This is a genomic window from Clostridium sp. DL1XJH146 (genome assembly GCF_054819755.1).
The window spans coordinates 49,827-67,647 of sequence record NZ_JBTVVN010000015.1; the positions used below are offsets into that span (position 1 = coordinate 49,827).

The window sequence follows — 17,821 nt, forward strand, 5'->3', positions numbered from 1 at the left end:
ACAAACCGCCATCAAATAGCCATCTTTTATCTTCCGTATAAATTTAACATTAAACACTGTATACCCTTATGCCTAAATCTCTCAATTTGGCGTGAACTATATCCTAATTCAACACTAATTCTCGCATTAGCCCCACTTCTCTGATTACCATTCATATAGAACTCTTGTAGAATTAATTTTTCATTATCATTTAACATCTGCCATGCTGGTTCAAACCAAGCCATATATTCTATAGCTTGTTTATACCTTTCTCTCATAATATTGATTTTATCCAACTTACTCACCAATTTATTTTCTCCTGCTTTGGGATTATGTGCCTTAGGCATATCATCAAAACTAGGACTATTAATACTGATGATATCATCATATTCATCTTTAACATCTTGTGACGTCGTTGCAATAATTTGTTTCATACTTTCGTAATCTTTCATAGCAGCAATAGTAGCTGAATTTTTATTAATATAAGTTAATGCAATCATCAAAGTACCTCCTCAAGCAAATTCATTTTACCGCCATAATATGTTTCCATAATATTCATTTGAGTGGCTTTATCTAAGGTGCTAATTCTTTTCAAAGTTTGTTTTTTACCTTCTCTGTATTCACCCCTTGTTTTAAAAAAGCTACACCCTTCACACTCTATTGATTTAAGCGCATTACATCTTCCTTTTCTGTATGCAAAGCAGGTCTTTGCTGCTTTTTCCATCATCTTTAACACCCCCATTTTTTTTAGATTTCTTTCTTTCATTTTCTATATTTTTAATAGCCTCGTAAGCAGTTGAATCAACATAGCCTTCTTTGTTATATAAATTTACCCCCAAATTAGTCACCTTCCTTATACTTTTTCACTTGTGCCTTAACTGCTTCAATAAGCGCAGCTTGGCTTGTATCTTTATCTTCTAAAGCTCTCATCACTCTTTCATCCACGGTATCTTTAGTTATTATGTGATGAATTACCACTGTGTTTTTCTGCCCTTGTCTCCACAACCTAGCATTTGCCTGTTGATAAAGTTCTAGGCTCCAGGTCATAGCAAACCAAATAATCGTACATCCACCTTCTTGAAGATTTAGTCCGTGTCCTGTGGAAGCTGGATGACAAAGTGCTATTTGTATTTCTCCTGCATTCCACTTTGCAATATCCTCAGAAGTATTAATCTCACCTACATCAAAACGCTCCTTGATTCTGTCTTTGTCATGTTTGAAAGCATAATATACTAACACTGGTTTCCCATTAGCTGCTTCTATTAAATCTTCCAACGCATCTAGTTTCTTATCTTGAATATGCTGCACATCTCCAAACTCATCATAAACAGCACCACTTGACATCTGTAGAAGTTTATTTGAAAGCACTGCTGCATTAGCCGCATCTACATCACTATCTTCAAAGGGTAATAATAAATCTCTTTCTAATTTCCTATATAACTTCATCTCTTTTTCTGACAGTTCCACTATAACTTTATTGTAAATACACTCTGGCATTTTCAAATAATCAAGAGCCTTCATACTGATACAGATATCTGAAATCTTGCTATAGATTTTTTCTTCTGCATCTTCATTGATTGCATAATCAGTAGGTATGCCACCATTAACATATTTTTGAGGATGAAAGTACCTACCTCTATAACCTGTAAAAGTTCTTCCAAGTCTCTCTCCACCATCTAAAAGATAAATCTGACTCCAAATATTAAGCAGTCCATTAGGTGCTGGTGTTCCAGTAAGACCTACAATTCTTTTGATTTTATGTCTAACCTTTTTAAGTGCTCTAAACCTTTTGGCCGATGGCGATTTAAAACTTGAAAGCTCGTCTATAATAACCATATCAAAAGGCCAATCATTTTTATAAAACTCCACAAGCCAAGGAACATTCTCTCTGTTGATGGTGTACACATCAGCTTTTTTATAAAGAGCCATTGTTCTATTTTTCTTACTTCCTAGCACCTTAGAAAGTTTTAGATGTTTTAAGTGATTCCATTTTTCTATTTCATCTTGCCAAGTACTATCTGCCACTCGAAGTGGCGCAATAACTAAAACTTTTGATACATCAAATAAGTTATATAAAAGTTCTACTATAGCAGTTAACGTAATAACACTCTTCCCAAGTCCACACTCGAGAAAAAGTCCAGCCTCTTTATGGTTTAATATAAAATCCGTTGAATAAGTTTGATAATCATATGGTTGGTACTCCGTTTTCAATTTCATCTAGCACACCTCCAATCTGCTTTGGGTTATCTATGCAATAAACTAAAAAACCTAACGCTTCCAGTTGACTTTTTCTCTTTATCTGAAGAGGTCTCATTTTCTTTCCCGGTGCTTTTAATTCTACAAATGCTATTTTGCCGGTAGGCATAAGCACCAACCTATCAGGCACTCCATTTATACCTGGGGATATAAACTTTAAAGCCCATCCACCTCTCCCTTTGGTTTTTTTCACAAGCATCTGCTCTACTTCTTTTTCTGTCATTTCATTTCACCTCGTTTTTTTCATACCACTACATTGATGTATCTTGCTTTTAATTATGCATACCATTTTTAATGATATTTTTATTGATGCATTTCATCGTTATTTATGGTGGTTGTCGATGGTGGTTGTATATAGCGTTAAAACTCTTACGCGTGTATGTAGGTTGTATATACTCTTTTATATATAAAATTAATTAATCAATATATTTATCTCCTACTACTACAACTAAAGCTTTGCAACCCTCTTATTTAAAGGACTTTAGACGGTTGTAGATACTGGTTGTAGATGTCTTTTTCCACAACCATCTCCTACCAAATAACTCAAGCGATTTTCGTCTTCGACAACCTAAATTGAGCTATCGACAACCTAATTTAATAGAATGTGAATTTTCTATTTTCTCAAAACTTTTAAGATTTTATCTACAACTTATACAACCAGGTTCAAAATTTATTTACCAACACTATTCATTTGCCGGTATCCGTACAAAGGTTCTCTGAGAATTATATATAGGAAATTTCAAATTTCCTCGTTTGTTTCCTTCATATCTTTTCCAACCACCAATTCTCATTAGAATTGCTTCTATTTCATAAGAATCTTTTCTTTTGATGTTATTGCGTTCTTTTCCAAAACACTCACACCAAATCTCAAGTGGACAAACTCGTTCTCTGCGTATTGCTCCTTCAGGAATGCTCTGCCCAAATTCACTTTCACCAGCTAAATAAGTCCTTCTCTCATAAATATCCATCTTGCTCCAATTTTCAGGAAGCATCTTTTCAAGGTACTGCTCAACTAATCCTTCTCTATCATCTGTTTCCATGGCATCTCTTTGTTCTTCGTAAGCCATATGTTCTTCATCACCAGAAAGAATAAGCGCTTCTCCAGCTCTATATTTATGGAGAGCTTCCGCCCATATCTGGTCTACTTCCGTTAAGTCCCACACACTCTTTTTACCTCCATTTACTCTAACCGGCCAGAACCTACGATTACCTGTTACGTCTCTTAAAAACCCACCCGTACTATTAGTACTACCAACAACAATGCACTGTCTTGGATGGTTCTCAACATTAACTCCGTAGCTTTGTCTGAACTTATCATCTGTTCTAGTAATAAAAGATTTCACAGTTTCAACATCAATCTTTCTAAGACCTGCAAGTTCACCAAGCTCTAATATCCAGTAACCTTGTAGTTTTTCTGCTCCTGCTTTATCTCTCATATCTGATACTGTTAAACTGTCTGAAAACCACTTTCCTCCAAGCTTTGCAAAGAAGGTTGATTTACCAATTCCCTGTGGGCCATTTAGCACCAAGATGTAATCAAACTTTGTCCCAGGCTCATAGATTCTAGTAACTGCCGATACTAAAGTTTTTCTCATAACTGCTCTTGTATAGCTGTTATCTTCTGCACCTAGATAGTCGATAAGAAGTTTATCTACTCTCTCAGTTCCGTCCCAAACTGGTAGTGAATCTAGATAATCTCTGATAGGATGAAAAGCTTTTTCAGATGCTGCTGTCAGTAATGCATCCTTAATCTTTACCGGTGACCAAATGGCGTAATGACTATCAAAGTACATTTTAAGATGGGCAAGATCCGCATCATTCCACCCCGGCTTAACCTGCTTCCACGATAACTTCCCTTTCACATCAATAAGATGGGTCATCTGATTATAAGCAATAGCCTTAAGCCTTGGGTCATGTGTCATAATGGTAAGAATGTTGGTAGGTGTATCTTTTACCGTTCCATTCTTATTTAGCTCTAAGGATAACTGCCAATCTTCATCTGTCTTGGCATCATCTACTACAGGATTAAATTCCGCCTGTACATCTTTTTCCCGCTCTGCTGCCAGTTGCTTTTTTACCTTTTCATCTTTGGTGCAAAACTCTGTCATTTTTTTATAAGATGTTTTATCATCTTCATCTAGCTCACCAAATTTATGAATTCTTACAAGGTCAAAAGCATTTAATAATTTACTACAAGCAGGATCCGTAGCATGATGAGAATAGGCGTACTTATTATCATAAATAATCACCCCAGCAGCAGAATCAGCTGGAACGTAGTCATATCTTCCTTCCATCACACTGGGTACATAAATATCTTTTAGAAATGTCTTTATAGCCTCCGTTATGCTGTAACTCCTGCAAAAGGCTCCTATAATTCCGTTCTTATTTAAAGGATCTTCTTGCTTTTTCATTGTTTTTTCTATAATAGCTGTTTGCCTTGAAGATACCGGCCAAGTAGATGTATCCTTCCAATCCTTATAAAGAGCTAAAACATCTTCTGGCTTTAATAATGGTCCATCAATAACTTGATAGAAATACTCTCCATCAGATGAAGTGCTGGGCCAGTACATAAGTCTGTTTGGTTCATAAGTGGTATCATCAAACAGTTCAATACCGATTTGTTTAGCTAACATTCTTGATACAGCCTGATATTCATCTGCTGTAACAGGTTTTGATAATGGAATAATAATTCTAAGCCTTGGCTTATCCTTGGTATGTTTATGAGTGGAATAAATGCAGCAGCCATAGTCATATAACATTTCTATATTTGCAGCTATAGCTTCCGCATCATCTGCATAATCCATATCTAGTGTTAGCATAGAGCGAGATAAAACATTTTCTTTTCTGCGTCTACTATTTTTAAGTTCTCCTGCAACAAAACCACCTACATCTTTTACATTATCTTGCTGGAATTTTTTCATCTTTAGGTACTCTGTCTGTGTTTCACTAGTCACAGTAGTATGGGAGAGCTTTTCTATAAACTCATCCCAAGATACTGATTTTTGCTTCCAAAATTTATCTTTGCGGCTATTGCCTGTTGATATTTTAAAGTTCATGGTGACCTCCTCCTTAAGCACTCATTTTCCTTTCAATCATAGGAAGTAAATTCTTTTCATTCTTCAAAAGATCATAAATAAACAATCTACCTTTTTGAGTCCAATAGGTATGCATAACATTTCTATCTGCATCAATAGCATGAGTCTTTGATTGGGTATAGCCCATATCCGCATAATTTTGATAAAGAAGCCATGTGTTTCCCATTTTATATTGAACCCCTAACTCATGAAGCATCTTGTTCATGGCCCTTCCTGACATACCATAATCTTTAGCAATCACACTAATAGGTACAACTGATTTATTTTGCAGTACCAAATCATAATAACTAGCCTTTGGTTTCAATTCCCCGATGATTTGCTTATGCTTTGCATTTTCAAGTTCTAGTCTTTTTGCTTTATCCTTGGCTGCTTTATATTCTGTGAAAATCTTAATACCTAGATCTGGATTGGTGAGAATATCATTTAATAATTGATCAGCTACATACACGCCATGCTTTCTGATATCCTTTAATATCTCTTTAACCTTCTTCTTAAATTTCTTTGCCATCGGTTTTCTAGATTGCATCAACACTTCATATAACCCATCTTCTGTTAAAAATGTGTATTGAGTATTAGCTTGTAGACCCTCTAAACAATGCTTAGTGGGTAAGGTAATAACATATTTTTCTTCTGCATCAACTGTATTTAACATTGTTGTTGGATTGGAATGATTAATCCACTGTGCTACATCTTTTGCCAAAAACAATGGCTCTTCTGGTGTTCCATAAATTTTAAAATCCTTCCCAAATACTTCTCTTTTATCTATCACTTGCAAACTATTCATTTCATTATTTTTCATGCTGTAATTCCTCCTGTTCTATAATTTTTCCGCATTCACATTCGTAGAAATAATCAACAATTTCTCCTTGCTCAAGATGCATATTAATTTTTGCCGCCTTGCTACAATTTGGACATTTAACTGTTTTATCAATTGATTCAAAAATGTCATCCATAATTCTATTGCTCCTCTCCTAATCTTTCATATAAAAATCACATTCATAGCCATCAGCTTTTAAAGGTAGTCCTTTTACCCACGTAGGTGCTTCGGCCATAATGGTACACATTTCTTCTACAGAACCTTGACCTATAGGCACTTCACAAATAGCCTCATCATGGACATGGGATATAATCTTATATCCTGCTTTATCTAAACGAAGCATAGATTCTGCTAGCAAATCTCTTGATAAACCTTGCACAATATTTTCAACAATTTTAGGTCCATAGGTCTCTAATCTCTCCCATTTTTTCGTTGCTCCAATCCCTTCATAGGTCAAACCTTCTCTTCCAAATTTGTTCAACATAAGCTTTGGTTTGACATACACAAGGTTCCTTCTAGATGGTAAGGTGACAAAGAGCATCCCACTTTTATAGGTAAAAATAATGCCATGAGTACGAGTTCTGATTCTTTCCTTCACTGCTTTAATGGCCATTTTATCAACATCCCACCAGAACTTTACGATATGAGGATTGGCCATTCGCCAGGTATCAATAAGACCTTGGAGTTCATGTTCTTCAACACCCATATCAAGAGCACCCATAGATTTCAATGCACCAACACCACCACCGTAGCCACACGCTAATTCCGATATCTTGCCCTTCTGTCTTAGTGGGCTACCTTTAGTTATTTCCTCAATTGGTACATGAAACATCTGTGATGCAGACGCTTCATATATCTTTCCGTGAGATGCAAACACCTCAAGTCTCCACGTTTCCCCTGCTAACCAAGAAATAACTCTAGCTTCTATAGCTGAAAAATCAGCTACAATAAATCTGTCACCTTCTTTTGGAATAAAAGCGGTTCTTATAAGCTCCGACAGTACACTAGGTGTGTTTCCAAACAACAACTCCACATCTTCAAATCTACCTTCTTTGATTAAATCTCTAGCAAGTTTTAAATCTTTCAAATGGTTTTGAGGAAGATTTTGAAATTGTACCAAGCGCCCTGAATTGGATACTATTTTCCCCGCAGCCATGAATCGATTATTGGGCCCAGCATTAATAATGTCATAGGTTCTCATACAACCACCCCCATTTCTTCAAGCTTACCCTCCACTTCACGCCAATGGGAGCCCTTGTTTTTTACATTTTTTATAGCGTCTTTAATAATTTCTTCACGGTTCATGCCAATTCTTATTTTCCTTAAAACTGTAGCTTTTGCATAAGGCCATTCGCTCTGTTTAAAATCTGGTAGAATAGCGATATTTCTCATTCTTTCTTTTTGAGCGATAGATATTTTTCTTCCAACTTGTAACTTTTCTTCTTCAGACCTTGATTGCCATAATCTAATGGCATTTTTTCTTGTCATTTCTGACCTTTTATATTTCCACATTAATTTTTCTTTGTTAGGTCTTGTATCTTTTTGAAGCTCTATCACTCTTTGTTTGTTTGCAATCCTAATCGCTCTATAGGTCATCTTATAAGCAATTTTAGGATTTTCTTTTCTCCATTCTAAAGCCTTTTGTGTTAATTGTTCATAATTTGTCCAGTCTCTGCTCTTCTTAATTTCTGAAAGCTTTTTGATATATGCTTTTCTTGCTTCTGGATCAGCATTTAAACGTTGCCAAAATATTTTTCCTCCACAACTCGCATCTTCTAATCCACCAGATGATATATTATAAAGTTTTGAACTTTTCTCTAAAGCAATATATTTTTTCTCCAGAAGCATCGCCTGTTGCCTATTTGATGTTTTATCTAATACTGAAATTTTAAAAGCATCTTTCCCAAATTTTCTTATATCTTGATAAAAAGGATGCTCCATCGCTTCTCTATTTAGAGCTCTCATAATATGCTGTCTCAATCGTTCTTCTAAACTTTGAATGGTATAGCCAATGTAATAACATCCATTGTCACAAGTTATTTTGTAGATTTTATATTGCCTTTCCATAACGGGAGCCTCCTTTCTTTTGCTTCACCAATGCTCATTTTTTCATCATCTGAGATGTACACTATATGTTCAGGTGTTGCCGTTACTCCATCCCAAGTAATAACTTCTTTGTCTCCGCTGTAGACAACACCTCCATGACTCACCCATTGATCTCCATCAAATACCAAATCATCTATTTTCACCTCTTCAATGTGCTTATCAACAATTTCTCCTTCTGGAGTTTTTACTCTTATTAAAGTGCCTTCAGCAAGACACCACCTACCAGTTCTATTGGCTCCATAAAATTGAAACAAACCATGAACTCTTCCATCAGAGCAAACAGCTCTCTCAATAGCTTCATATTTTTTAACACTGGTCTTTGCCATCAAAAGCCTTAACTTTAGTGCTTCTTCCACTTCACCTTCAGTTTCTTCTACAAGCTCTGTCACAGCTTTTTTTGATAGGCTTTCTACTTCAACACCACGATCTTTTAGCCAAGATTTAAGCTGCGCTACAGAGTTTGGATTTTCAAGTCCAGTAAGTTCATAAGCCCTTTCTGTTGCTGCAACGGTAAACTGTCTATCACATGAAATGGCTTCATCAACTAGGTTCATATCAACCAACAATCCTCGGTCATTGATTTGCTGGTCCAGCACGTAGTAATCCTGCTCCCTATCAGGAATAGGGTAATCAGCTAGTTTCTTGCGAATAGCAAGCTCTACCTCAACATCTCTAATATTGTATTTTCTGAAAATCTCCCATTTTTCAGGTGCATCAGATGGTAAATTCCTCGTTCTTCCTCCATTAGCTGCAGTAGCTTTGCAGGGTATACAGAAATATCGTATAAGTGCTTTACCTTCAGCCATCTTCTGATCATCAAGCTTTAACACTTTACCTACGCCTGCTAAGTTAAGAGGTAATCCTAACTTTGCTGCCTGCACCTCAGAACATCGCCAAGCAGATGGATTAAGATATACTCTTTTCTTTAATAATCTTGATAGATATTTCATCAAACACACTCTTTCAAATTGAGCATTAAAAGCTGTTTTAATAACATCATCATCAAGAAGTTCATCAATAATAGGTGCTGGTAATTCTTCTCCACTAGCTAAATCTACAAGTTCCACGTTTTCTGCATCTATGCTATAAGCAAACAGTAAAATATCAAATTTTTCACTATCTGCGTATCTGTACACCCCGCATTTACCAAGATTAATATCAGAAAATGTTTCGATGTCGATTGACATTACTTCTATTGAATTGTTCTTTAATGTATCCACTAACTTGCCACCTCCTTTAAGAAAGGCAAGGAGCCATAAAGGCTCCACACACCAACATTTCTATGCCATAAAGTCATCATCATCTTCAATCTCAAAATCATCTTCAGCTCTGCTGCGACCACCTAAAGGCTCTCCATCACGTAGCTTTTGAACATTACCAAGTCCTGCAGCCACTCCGCGATTTCCATTTACATTGAATGCATAAAAATTGATGCTGACTTTTCCATAGCAGCCGCTATATACCTCACTTCTGTCAAGAATAGGTTGTATTCTTGCATCAACGATATGGGGTGCATCCTTTGAATTGGTATTAATAAAATAGCTATTTTCATATGAAGGATCATCAGGTCTATCAATATCACCATCACGTAATGGTGTTTTTAAGTTGCCTGGAATCTTACCACCGAATTTAGATATTCCTTCTTTCTTTGCTTCTTCAACAGCTTTTTGTACCATCTTTAAAGTTTTCTTATCACTTTTAGGTATAATTACTGAAACACTATACTTTGGATCACTCCCGTTAATACTCTTAGGTTCAAATAAGTTTGTATAACTCAATCTTCCTTGCACTACGACTTTTGCTAATTTACTCATAATAAAATCCTCCTGTTATTTTAATTTCAGCTCTTAATGGCTGTGTGTTATTCTTCAACTTGAAACTCTGCAGCAATTGGATCTACTGCTCTTCTTTTATCTAATTCAGATACCAAGGTGAGTTTGCCCTTAGGCTTTACAACCATTGAACCTAAAATATCTTTAAACTTTTTCTTGCCCATGAGCTTCTCCATCTCAGTAATAGGGATTAAGCTTTTCTTATAAATGTCACTGTAGCCAGCTGTCTTCGCTGTTTCTGCTACTGCCTCTTCATCTGTGTATTTCCTTCTAGTCCTGCCTTCAACTAATTTAAATCCATCCCACTGTCTACCTTCATTAATAGCCACAGCTGCAGCATATGTGTAAATATCACTGGCCCATTTAGAAAGTTCATCTGCAAGCCCTATAATTTCTGCTATCTCGTCATCACTTAAAAGTGCTGGGTCTGCGAATTCATATTTCATAAGTTCTAAGTTCTTTAATGCTCTGGCCCTGCATTGATTTTTTGCCCTGCAAAAGCGGCAATGTTCTCCAGCACAAAACTCTCCTTCTCCATTACTTGCAAGCATGGCCTTTGGCTTTAATTCTTCCTCTGCCCATTTAAGAAGTTCCTCTACACTTATCTCGTAGGTTGAGAATTTGTCTACCCGCGGCTGGATAATACTCATAGATACTTTTTCAATGTCATATAACATTTCAAACAGTGATAATGCTCCTAATGCATAAAGCATCATTTGAGGATTACGTTCAGCCGATACAATCACGCCCCGTCCATATTTCAAATCAATAACATGGAGTGTTCCATTTCCTACTATCACAAGGTCACCCGTACCAAACCCACCAGGTACGTAATCACTAAAATCTAGTTTCTGCTCAATAAGAATTTGTAGATCTTTGCAGCTGTCCTTTGCTTTCTCAATAATTCCTAAGCAATACTCCATATACAAGTCTGTCATTTCATCCATTTGGTCATCCTGATACTTGCTAGTGGGCTTTCTTGACCTCATTTTTAAAGCTTTCTTTAATTTATGCTCTGCTAGGTCATGGGCTGCTGTACCTTCTTCCGCAAAAACACTGGTCTCATTCTGAAACTGCTTTTCTAACATAGCTGAAGGGCTACATGCCATCCAACGATGTGCCCCAGAAGCTGATAAATCTGAGTGTGTATTATATGAACCACTCATTTAATTTCACCCACTTCTTTTAATACCTCTGCGTATTGTTTAGGATCCAAAGCAGTAAGTTTATTGGCACCATGATTAACAATAATAGCCTTTACTTTTTCTCTATAACCATCTCTATTCTTTTCAGCCATAACTGCTCTAACTTCTTCTAATGTTGGTTGTTTTACCTCAGGTTGTTTTGGTTCATCCGTTTTCTTTGTTTTTCTCTTTGGTTTAGTTACTGCAGTTTTAGATTCTTCAGGTTCAGTACCGTCCTTTACACCTGCTAAAGTTTCAATACTATCTGCAAGACTTCTTAAATCATTAACTACGTCTAATGCAAGTTTAATTTTGCTCATACTTTGTTTCTCCCTTCTTGTTTGGTTATCTCTTATTGATTTGGTTGCTCATTTTTGAGAATCCACCACCTAAATTTGAACTTGCTCAAAAATGACCGGGTTCAATTTTCCCTTCTTTAATCTCTTTACATAACGCTGTAAAGTACTTAATAGGAACATCATTTTGAATTGCATATCTTAACTCTGCTCTCATACCATCAGTCAACTTATTTCCAAAACACCAAAGTTCATTGGACTTCTTTAAAATCTCCATTCCCATTTTGATACCAGCTTCTCGTTCTTCTTTAATATTTTCATCAAGAAACTGTGGATAAAGAAGATGGGGAGCTATAGGAACTTTACCAACGCTGTAGACAAATCGGCAATAACGCTGTGCACTTCTTGTGTTATGTTCTATATCACCAGCATAGGGTGAACAGATAAAAACAAAATCCATTAAACCTTCACCTCACTATTGACTTCATGATCTTCCATTTCAGTAGCAAAAATGTTACCGACACTTTCACCTGGAATAATAACTACTTAAATCTGTACTAAGCTTTTTAACTTGAGCTTGTTTACCTTCTTGAGATAATGCTTCAAATTTTGCCATTACTTCATCTACTGTGATTTCTTTTGCTGTTTCTTCTTTTTCTGCTGCTTTTTTAAAAGAAGCTCTTCTCGTTGTTTTCTTCTTAGGCTCGTCTTCCTTTTTGGGTTCGGAAGACACTGTTTTTTAGGTTCTTCATTTTCAACTATGATCTTTGGGAAAACTGCTGCTAATTGACTAATTGATTCAGCTAACTCTGGTGCTGATACATTCACATCAACTTTGATAATCATTTCATTCACCTTTCTTTTATGTTTTTCTTATTCAGTATGTTGATTTAATTCAACACTCTCCACAAAAAAATATTTCTCAAATGGTTCATTTGGATAGGCCATTTTAAATTTACTAATAAACTCCTGACCTACGGCACTACTTTTTTTCTTAATTCTCCATAATTGCGAACGACTAAGCGTTAACTTTTGGGCCATTTCAATTTCTGTCATATCCCCCTGTAGTGTTAAAAAGTTACTCATATTAAGCCTTATTGTACTTGATACTTTATTAGTGCTGTGTTTCATGTTTGTCCTCCTTTTGATATTATGTGTTGATTTGATGTTACACATATAATATCACGCTTGTACCATCAAATCAACACCCTTTAGCAAAGTTGTATAATATTGTTGCATCGGTGTTACACTTATAGTATAATAACCTTAAAAGGAGGTGTTAAAATGCCTGATATAATCGAAATGACTCTAGGAAAATACATTGCACAAAAAAGAAAAGACGAAAATTTAAGTCAGCGTGAATTAGCAAAGGACATCAAAATTAGTCATTCCACAATTTCTAGAATTGAGAAAGATGACGGCATATCTCCAGATAATGCTACGCTGAAAGCATTAGCAACTAGGCTTGACCTGGATTATAATTATTTACTTGCATTAAACAAATCTATCGATGATGAACCAGAGATTAGAATTATTCAAAGAGCTGCAAAGAAAATGAAGGAAGAAGATAAAAAGCGTATGCTCGATATCTTAAAGCTTACATTTGATGATTTATTCAAAGAGGACGATGATATTGAATGATACCAAATTACAATAGAGCTGTAATAGAAAGCATTGACATTTTACAGCTTTACGAAATAAATCAAGTACCTATAGATTTAAACATTATTCTAAAATCCATAAAAAGAACTGTTAAAGTGTGCTCCTATTCACTATTATCAAACAAGACTAGTTTAAGCATTAAAGAGATATGTGATATGTTTGAAAGTGACTTAGGGGCTTGTACCTACTCTAGAAACGATGAACATTATGTTATATATTACAATGATACAAAACAAAATCACCACTTAGACCGTTTTACTATAGCCCATGAATTGGGCCATATTTTTTTAGAGCATCATCATAATGCAAATACAGATATTCTTCTTCGAAAGAATATTTCCAAAAGCCAATATGATAAATATGAAAAAGAAGCTAATTGTTTTGCTCGTAACGTACTATCACCTATCCCTTTGGTGGATAGAATAACAAATCTTAGTCATCAAAGATCTATTATAGAATTATCAGAAGCGTTTGATATTTCATATTTAGCAGCTACTACTAGACGAGACCTGTATTCTGCAGACAGTTATAGAATGACTTCTAGCTATTATTCCTATTTTAATAACTATACTATCCTATATGGTTACTATTGTGATAATTGTGGGAATGCTGAAATTTCAACAGAAGGTTTCTGTAAGATTTGTGGACAAGAGTCTATACCTTTTGAAAAAACCTGTAACAGAATATTTTATGGTGGAATTGAAACTGATGATAACAAAAGAGTAATAAAATGCCCTAAATGTGGAAATGAAGTTTTTTCTAAAGAAGCGCACTACTGCAAGATTTGTGGCACATCTCTCTATAACTTTTGTGAAGGTGAGGCAATAGTGGACTACTATGATAATGTTATCGATTATCATTACCACTTTAATGATGGTAATGCTCGCTACTGTAAAAAATGTGGCGCAAAAACCAGTTTCTTTAACAACGGTTATTTAGATGATTGGAATGTTAATACCCATAGTTTTAATAAGAGGAGTGATGCATTAATGAAATATCAACAAAATTACCCTGTAGACGAAAATATGCGAGTTCTTAGCTGCCCTAAGTGTTCTAATGAGGTCTTTTCTGAAGATGCTACATATTGTAAACTTTGCGGTACAAAATTATTCAATAACTGTGAAGGTGAAGATGAATATGATAACTATGGTAATGTTTATAACACTATTTACCATAACAATCCAGGTGATGCTAGGTTCTGTGAAACATGTGGTAAACCTACATACTTTTTTAAGGTGGGTTTCTTAAAAACTTGGGAAGATGAAAAAGAGGAAATCGAAGAAATGATTGAATTAGGAATTATTGAAACAGATGCAAATAATCAAGTAGCTGCCACAATAGAAATAAATAATGAAGAAGATTGCCCATTTTAGGTATAAGTATAGACCGCCCTATACTAAACTATAAACACGGTCTATACTCACACCTACCTACTTAACTATAGATTCCATTAATAACATACCATTTATAATACCTGAGTGGAAGGCTTTGTAAGAATAGTCACTATCACTAACATTGATTTCATCCAATAAATTGTTTAACACTTTGATCTTATCATCTGGTAAATCGCTTTTCAATTCTGTAATCAAGTCTATTATCTTGTCTTGTTCCTCATTGTATTGAGCAGATTTCACATAGCTACTCATCTCTGAATCCATCTTATCTTTCAAAATTTTTTCTATTTTGTGAATAAAGACCTCCTCCTTTATCTTAAACATTAATATACTTACTTCATAAACAAATAGATTCAATCCAGTTTCCTATATCCCACAGTTTCAATCTTTAGTTAAATGCTATTCAGTTATCTCATTGACAACAATGTGTTTATACTGTTTACTGTAATCAATGCTTATGACAAAAAAAATATTTTTACCCACTCTTTATTCTATAAATAATCTCCACTAAGCCTCATTTACTCCTTTCACCAAATTATGTTTTCTTTTTCCGTGTAGCGACAGAATATAAACAACTTGCACTGTAATTCTTGTAGTAACATTTCAAACTTTGTCTAACTTTTATGTAAATAGTATATCATGGAATTATTTTCAATACAATACCTAAATCAAATTTAATTCAATACTTATATTGACCACAGTAAACGGACATGATATAATTACACTAGAAAATGCAGCTGGAGGTGTAAACTATGAATAAAAAAAATAATATATTTAACAAAGAAAAATTTGCTGAACTACTAGATAGAGCTAAAGGAGATCGTTCTATTAATAAATACGCTGAAGAATCCGCTGTAAGTGCTGCACATATTTCTAGATTTTTAAGGCAGATGATAGACACAGCTCCCACCCCTGAAACCATATCAAGACTTTCATCAAAAGCCTATAATGATGTTTCTTATAGGGATTTAATGGCTGCTGCCGGTCATATTGCTATTGGTCATGATGCTGAATTATATAATTTAGAAAATGGTGAATCAAAACCAACTTCTATTCATGAAAAGAAATCTACAATTGAGAGCAGATCACCAAGAGAATATAGAAGAGAGATCGATAATTTAGAAAAACAATTCTTTCAAATAGTTCTTTCATATCTCTATGAAGTTCCTTTTAAATGGAACATACAAAAGCCTGAAGAAAGATTTAGAAAACCTGATATGCTTATTTCAATCGAAGATGAAAACGAAAAATATTCTAAATGGTATATAGAATTCAGAGTTAATCTTGACGAAAGACATGTAAGTTCATTTATGCCTTACCATTTTTATGGTAAATTAGTAACTCAGGAATTAGGGCCTGAAGATAAATATACAATTGCTGTGAATAGTAAACGTACCTATGAACTATTTTTAAAAAGACCACCAAAATCACTTCGTGGCAATCTTTACGTCATGCTAATTGATGTAGCTAGCGGTGAAATTAGCCAAGAAGAAAAATTATGCGATTACTATATATAAAAAGAAGACCATGCCTGGCTTGCTAGCTTACCTGCCAAACATGGTCTTTCTGTCATTAACTTTATTAGATTACCTTCAAAACGTAATCAATCAGTAATTAAACTATATTTTACACCGCTCTTAATTTATTTTCTATACAAAACTCTTTTATTATAGAACCTTAGAATATATAGTTTTTAAATCTTCCGTTTTCTATTTGCTCTAATGCTTTCATATATACTTTAATTAATCTATCACCTTCAATAATAAAAACATAAATGTCATCAATTAAAACAGGCTCTCTAATATCTGTAAATCGATCTATAATTTGTTTCCTAAATTCAATATCCATTTCACTAACTAGTTCATTCTCTTCAAAACTTGAAATAGCTAATTCTTCTAATAAAAGTTTTCTATTGTCCTTGATTCGATCATATTTTACTTCACTCATAATTAAGTCAAGCTCTCCAATGATAAATGCCAGTAATTGATAATTGGGTTCTACTTTCAAATCTATGCTATCCTCTATAAATAATAAATTCATCTTCTGTAATTTCTTTACTGACCTTATTGTTTTCTTTAAATTTTCATCCATCATTAACACCTCCACTTATATATATGTAGTTGCTAATGAGTTTCCCAAAAATTATCAGAACTTTTTTTATAAAATTTCATAATCAAAAAAATGATATCTATGAAGAATTACATTTAAAATAAAAAAAAGGCCATACCTCGCAGCCCTAAACTGCCAAACATGGTCTTAATATTATCTCTACTCATACAACCAAATCCCTCCTCATCCATTACCTGCAGAAGCTGTCTAAGGATATAACGTAAGTAAACCTGCCAAGCTTATTTAAGCCTAACAGGTACTTTTCTTATATTTCTTCCCGCTACCTCACATTGGCATGGAGCATTTCTGGTTAATTTCTTGATACAACTGGGAAGTAGAGCAGTTGGGACGTATTTTGCTTAGTTTAATAAATTATACCAAATTTAAGGTTGTACACTTTATTGGGGTCATTCCACTAGTGTTTGAATTTAGAATATGTCACCCTTTTCGGTAATAATTCTCATTAGTTATATTAACAATAAAACCCTTTAATTTTCTTAATTTTTCATTTTCAAATTCAGAACTCAAAAACTTATTTGTAATAAATCTACCCAAGTATATTAGCATAAGAGAGCATAAAGCCACAATTATGATTAAATTAATTGTATCATTAAAATAATTAATTTCTATTCTCCTGATGATATAGTAAATAATCAATATATAGATAATACAAATTATTTTATATACATTCCCTACACCTGTCTTTACCTCTATCTTAGATCTTTCCCAATCTTCTTTTAAAAGACAAGCAATTTTTTTAATAAACTTTTCCTCTTCTTCATCAATATTATTTTGATCTTCACTTTCAAGAATATTTTTCATAGATTCGATTATGCCATTATCATCTGAGCTAAGTGGATTTAATCTTAACTGTAATTCGTACATTATTTTTTTCTTATTCTTTTTATCTGTTTCATCTATAAATCTCACTGACTTTTCTCTAATATCTTTTCTCCAATTCTGTCTTTCTTCAATTATATGTTTGGCCCTGTGGTCCTTATCTTTAGCTTTTATCATAAAAAAAGATGTAATCACTGCTGCTATTACTGAAGAACCGAGAGTTGCTAAAACTATCTCCACTTATTTCCCTC

At 34.3% G+C, this 17,821-nt stretch carries 23 protein-coding genes; 3 read left to right on the top strand and 20 right to left on the bottom strand.

The genetic code is table 11. The annotated features are described in order from the left end of the window. Window positions 1-26: 26 nt before the first annotated feature. From ACVHXK_RS09190 to ACVHXK_RS09270, 17 genes are all read right to left on the bottom strand, one after another. Window positions 27-479, bottom strand: a complete 453-nt coding sequence (locus ACVHXK_RS09190) for an ArpU family phage packaging/lysis transcriptional regulator (protein WP_461206088.1) — start codon at window positions 477-479, stop codon at window positions 27-29. Then, window positions 479-706 (bottom strand): hypothetical protein, encoded by a 228-nt coding sequence (locus tag ACVHXK_RS09195; RefSeq protein WP_461206089.1) that lies wholly within the window; start codon window positions 704-706, stop codon window positions 479-481. The genes ACVHXK_RS09190 and ACVHXK_RS09195 overlap by 1 nt, the downstream gene beginning before the upstream one ends. Then, window positions 654-818 (bottom strand): hypothetical protein, encoded by a 165-nt coding sequence (locus ACVHXK_RS09200; RefSeq protein WP_461206090.1) that lies wholly within the window; start codon window positions 816-818, stop codon window positions 654-656. Before ACVHXK_RS09200 ends, ACVHXK_RS09195 begins: the two co-directional genes overlap by 53 nt. Before the next feature lies 1 nt (window position 819). Further along, entirely contained in the window at window positions 820-2,196 is a 1,377-nt protein-coding gene (locus tag ACVHXK_RS09205; RefSeq protein ID WP_461206091.1) for an SNF2-related protein, read from the bottom strand. Beyond that, window positions 2,165-2,458: a VRR-NUC domain-containing protein gene (locus tag ACVHXK_RS09210; protein WP_461206092.1), complete on the bottom strand. Its 294-nt coding sequence runs from the start codon at window positions 2,456-2,458 to the stop codon at window positions 2,165-2,167. Before ACVHXK_RS09210 ends, ACVHXK_RS09205 begins: the two co-directional genes overlap by 32 nt. Before the next feature lie 460 nt (window positions 2,459-2,918). Beyond that, window positions 2,919-5,291 (bottom strand): virulence-associated E family protein, encoded by a 2,373-nt coding sequence (locus ACVHXK_RS09215; protein ID WP_461206093.1) that lies wholly within the window; start codon window positions 5,289-5,291, stop codon window positions 2,919-2,921. Between the two features lie 13 nt (window positions 5,292-5,304). Then, complete coding sequence (locus tag ACVHXK_RS09220) at window positions 5,305-6,129, bottom strand: phage antirepressor (protein ID WP_461206094.1); 825 nt, start codon at window positions 6,127-6,129, stop codon at window positions 5,305-5,307. Further along, on the bottom strand, window positions 6,119-6,283 hold the full coding sequence (locus ACVHXK_RS09225) for a hypothetical protein (RefSeq protein ID WP_461206095.1): 165 nt from the start codon (window positions 6,281-6,283) through the stop codon (window positions 6,119-6,121). Before ACVHXK_RS09225 ends, ACVHXK_RS09220 begins: the two co-directional genes overlap by 11 nt. A gap of 18 nt (window positions 6,284-6,301) precedes the next feature. After that, window positions 6,302-7,348 (bottom strand): DNA polymerase, encoded by a 1,047-nt coding sequence (locus ACVHXK_RS09230; protein ID WP_461206096.1) that lies wholly within the window; start codon window positions 7,346-7,348, stop codon window positions 6,302-6,304. Further along, window positions 7,345-8,214 (bottom strand): GIY-YIG nuclease family protein, encoded by an 870-nt coding sequence (locus ACVHXK_RS09235; RefSeq protein WP_461206097.1) that lies wholly within the window; start codon window positions 8,212-8,214, stop codon window positions 7,345-7,347. Before ACVHXK_RS09235 ends, ACVHXK_RS09230 begins: the two co-directional genes overlap by 4 nt. After that, window positions 8,184-9,473 carry a DNA polymerase gene (locus tag ACVHXK_RS09240; protein ID WP_461206098.1) on the bottom strand — a complete coding sequence of 430 codons (1,290 nt, stop codon included), beginning with the start codon at window positions 9,471-9,473 and terminating at the stop codon, window positions 8,184-8,186. The genes ACVHXK_RS09235 and ACVHXK_RS09240 overlap by 31 nt, the downstream gene beginning before the upstream one ends. A gap of 60 nt (window positions 9,474-9,533) precedes the next feature. After that, on the bottom strand, window positions 9,534-10,067 hold the full coding sequence (locus ACVHXK_RS09245; RefSeq protein WP_461206099.1) for a DUF2815 family protein: 534 nt from the start codon (window positions 10,065-10,067) through the stop codon (window positions 9,534-9,536). 47 nt (window positions 10,068-10,114) lie between these two features. Next, complete coding sequence (locus ACVHXK_RS09250; RefSeq protein ID WP_461206100.1) at window positions 10,115-11,251, bottom strand: DUF2800 domain-containing protein; 1,137 nt, start codon at window positions 11,249-11,251, stop codon at window positions 10,115-10,117. Further along, complete coding sequence (locus ACVHXK_RS09255) at window positions 11,248-11,589, bottom strand: rRNA biogenesis protein rrp5 (protein ID WP_461206101.1); 342 nt, start codon at window positions 11,587-11,589, stop codon at window positions 11,248-11,250. Before ACVHXK_RS09255 ends, ACVHXK_RS09250 begins: the two co-directional genes overlap by 4 nt. 85 nt (window positions 11,590-11,674) lie before the next feature. Further along, the gene (locus ACVHXK_RS09260) at window positions 11,675-12,025 is read right to left on the bottom strand and encodes a DUF7768 domain-containing protein (RefSeq protein ID WP_461206102.1); all 351 of its coding nucleotides are present in this window, start codon (window positions 12,023-12,025) and stop codon (window positions 11,675-11,677) included. Between the two features lie 66 nt (window positions 12,026-12,091). Next, entirely contained in the window at window positions 12,092-12,298 is a 207-nt protein-coding gene (locus tag ACVHXK_RS09265) for a hypothetical protein (protein ID WP_461206103.1), read from the bottom strand. A gap of 140 nt (window positions 12,299-12,438) precedes the next feature. After that, the gene (locus tag ACVHXK_RS09270) at window positions 12,439-12,696 is read right to left on the bottom strand and encodes a hypothetical protein (protein ID WP_461206104.1); all 258 of its coding nucleotides are present in this window, start codon (window positions 12,694-12,696) and stop codon (window positions 12,439-12,441) included. A 153-nt stretch (window positions 12,697-12,849) separates the two neighbouring features. Here ACVHXK_RS09270 and ACVHXK_RS09275 point away from each other — a divergent pair, with 153 nt between their 5' ends. After that, window positions 12,850-13,206, top strand: coding sequence for a helix-turn-helix domain-containing protein (locus tag ACVHXK_RS09275; protein WP_461206105.1), 357 nt, complete (start codon window positions 12,850-12,852; stop codon window positions 13,204-13,206). Next, a complete protein-coding gene (locus ACVHXK_RS09280; RefSeq protein WP_461206106.1) occupies window positions 13,203-14,600 on the top strand; it encodes an ImmA/IrrE family metallo-endopeptidase in 1,398 nt (465 codons plus the stop codon). Before ACVHXK_RS09275 ends, ACVHXK_RS09280 begins: the two co-directional genes overlap by 4 nt. Before the next feature lie 57 nt (window positions 14,601-14,657). On the opposite strand, the gene ACVHXK_RS09285 is transcribed toward ACVHXK_RS09280, so the two are convergent. Beyond that, window positions 14,658-14,945 carry a DUF6809 family protein gene (locus tag ACVHXK_RS09285; RefSeq protein WP_461206107.1) on the bottom strand — a complete coding sequence of 96 codons (288 nt, stop codon included), beginning with the start codon at window positions 14,943-14,945 and terminating at the stop codon, window positions 14,658-14,660. Window positions 14,946-15,373: 428 nt separating this feature from the next. Between ACVHXK_RS09285 and ACVHXK_RS09290 the strand changes: the two genes are divergently transcribed. Further along, complete coding sequence (locus ACVHXK_RS09290) at window positions 15,374-16,138, top strand: hypothetical protein (protein ID WP_461206108.1); 765 nt, start codon at window positions 15,374-15,376, stop codon at window positions 16,136-16,138. 160 nt (window positions 16,139-16,298) lie between these two features. Here ACVHXK_RS09290 and ACVHXK_RS09295 read toward each other — a convergent pair whose 3' ends face one another. Continuing rightward, window positions 16,299-16,715: a hypothetical protein gene (locus ACVHXK_RS09295; RefSeq protein ID WP_461206109.1), complete on the bottom strand. Its 417-nt coding sequence runs from the start codon at window positions 16,713-16,715 to the stop codon at window positions 16,299-16,301. A gap of 453 nt (window positions 16,716-17,168) precedes the next feature. Further along, window positions 17,169-17,810: a hypothetical protein gene (locus ACVHXK_RS09300; protein WP_461206110.1), complete on the bottom strand. Its 642-nt coding sequence runs from the start codon at window positions 17,808-17,810 to the stop codon at window positions 17,169-17,171. Window positions 17,811-17,821: the final 11 nt, after the last annotated feature.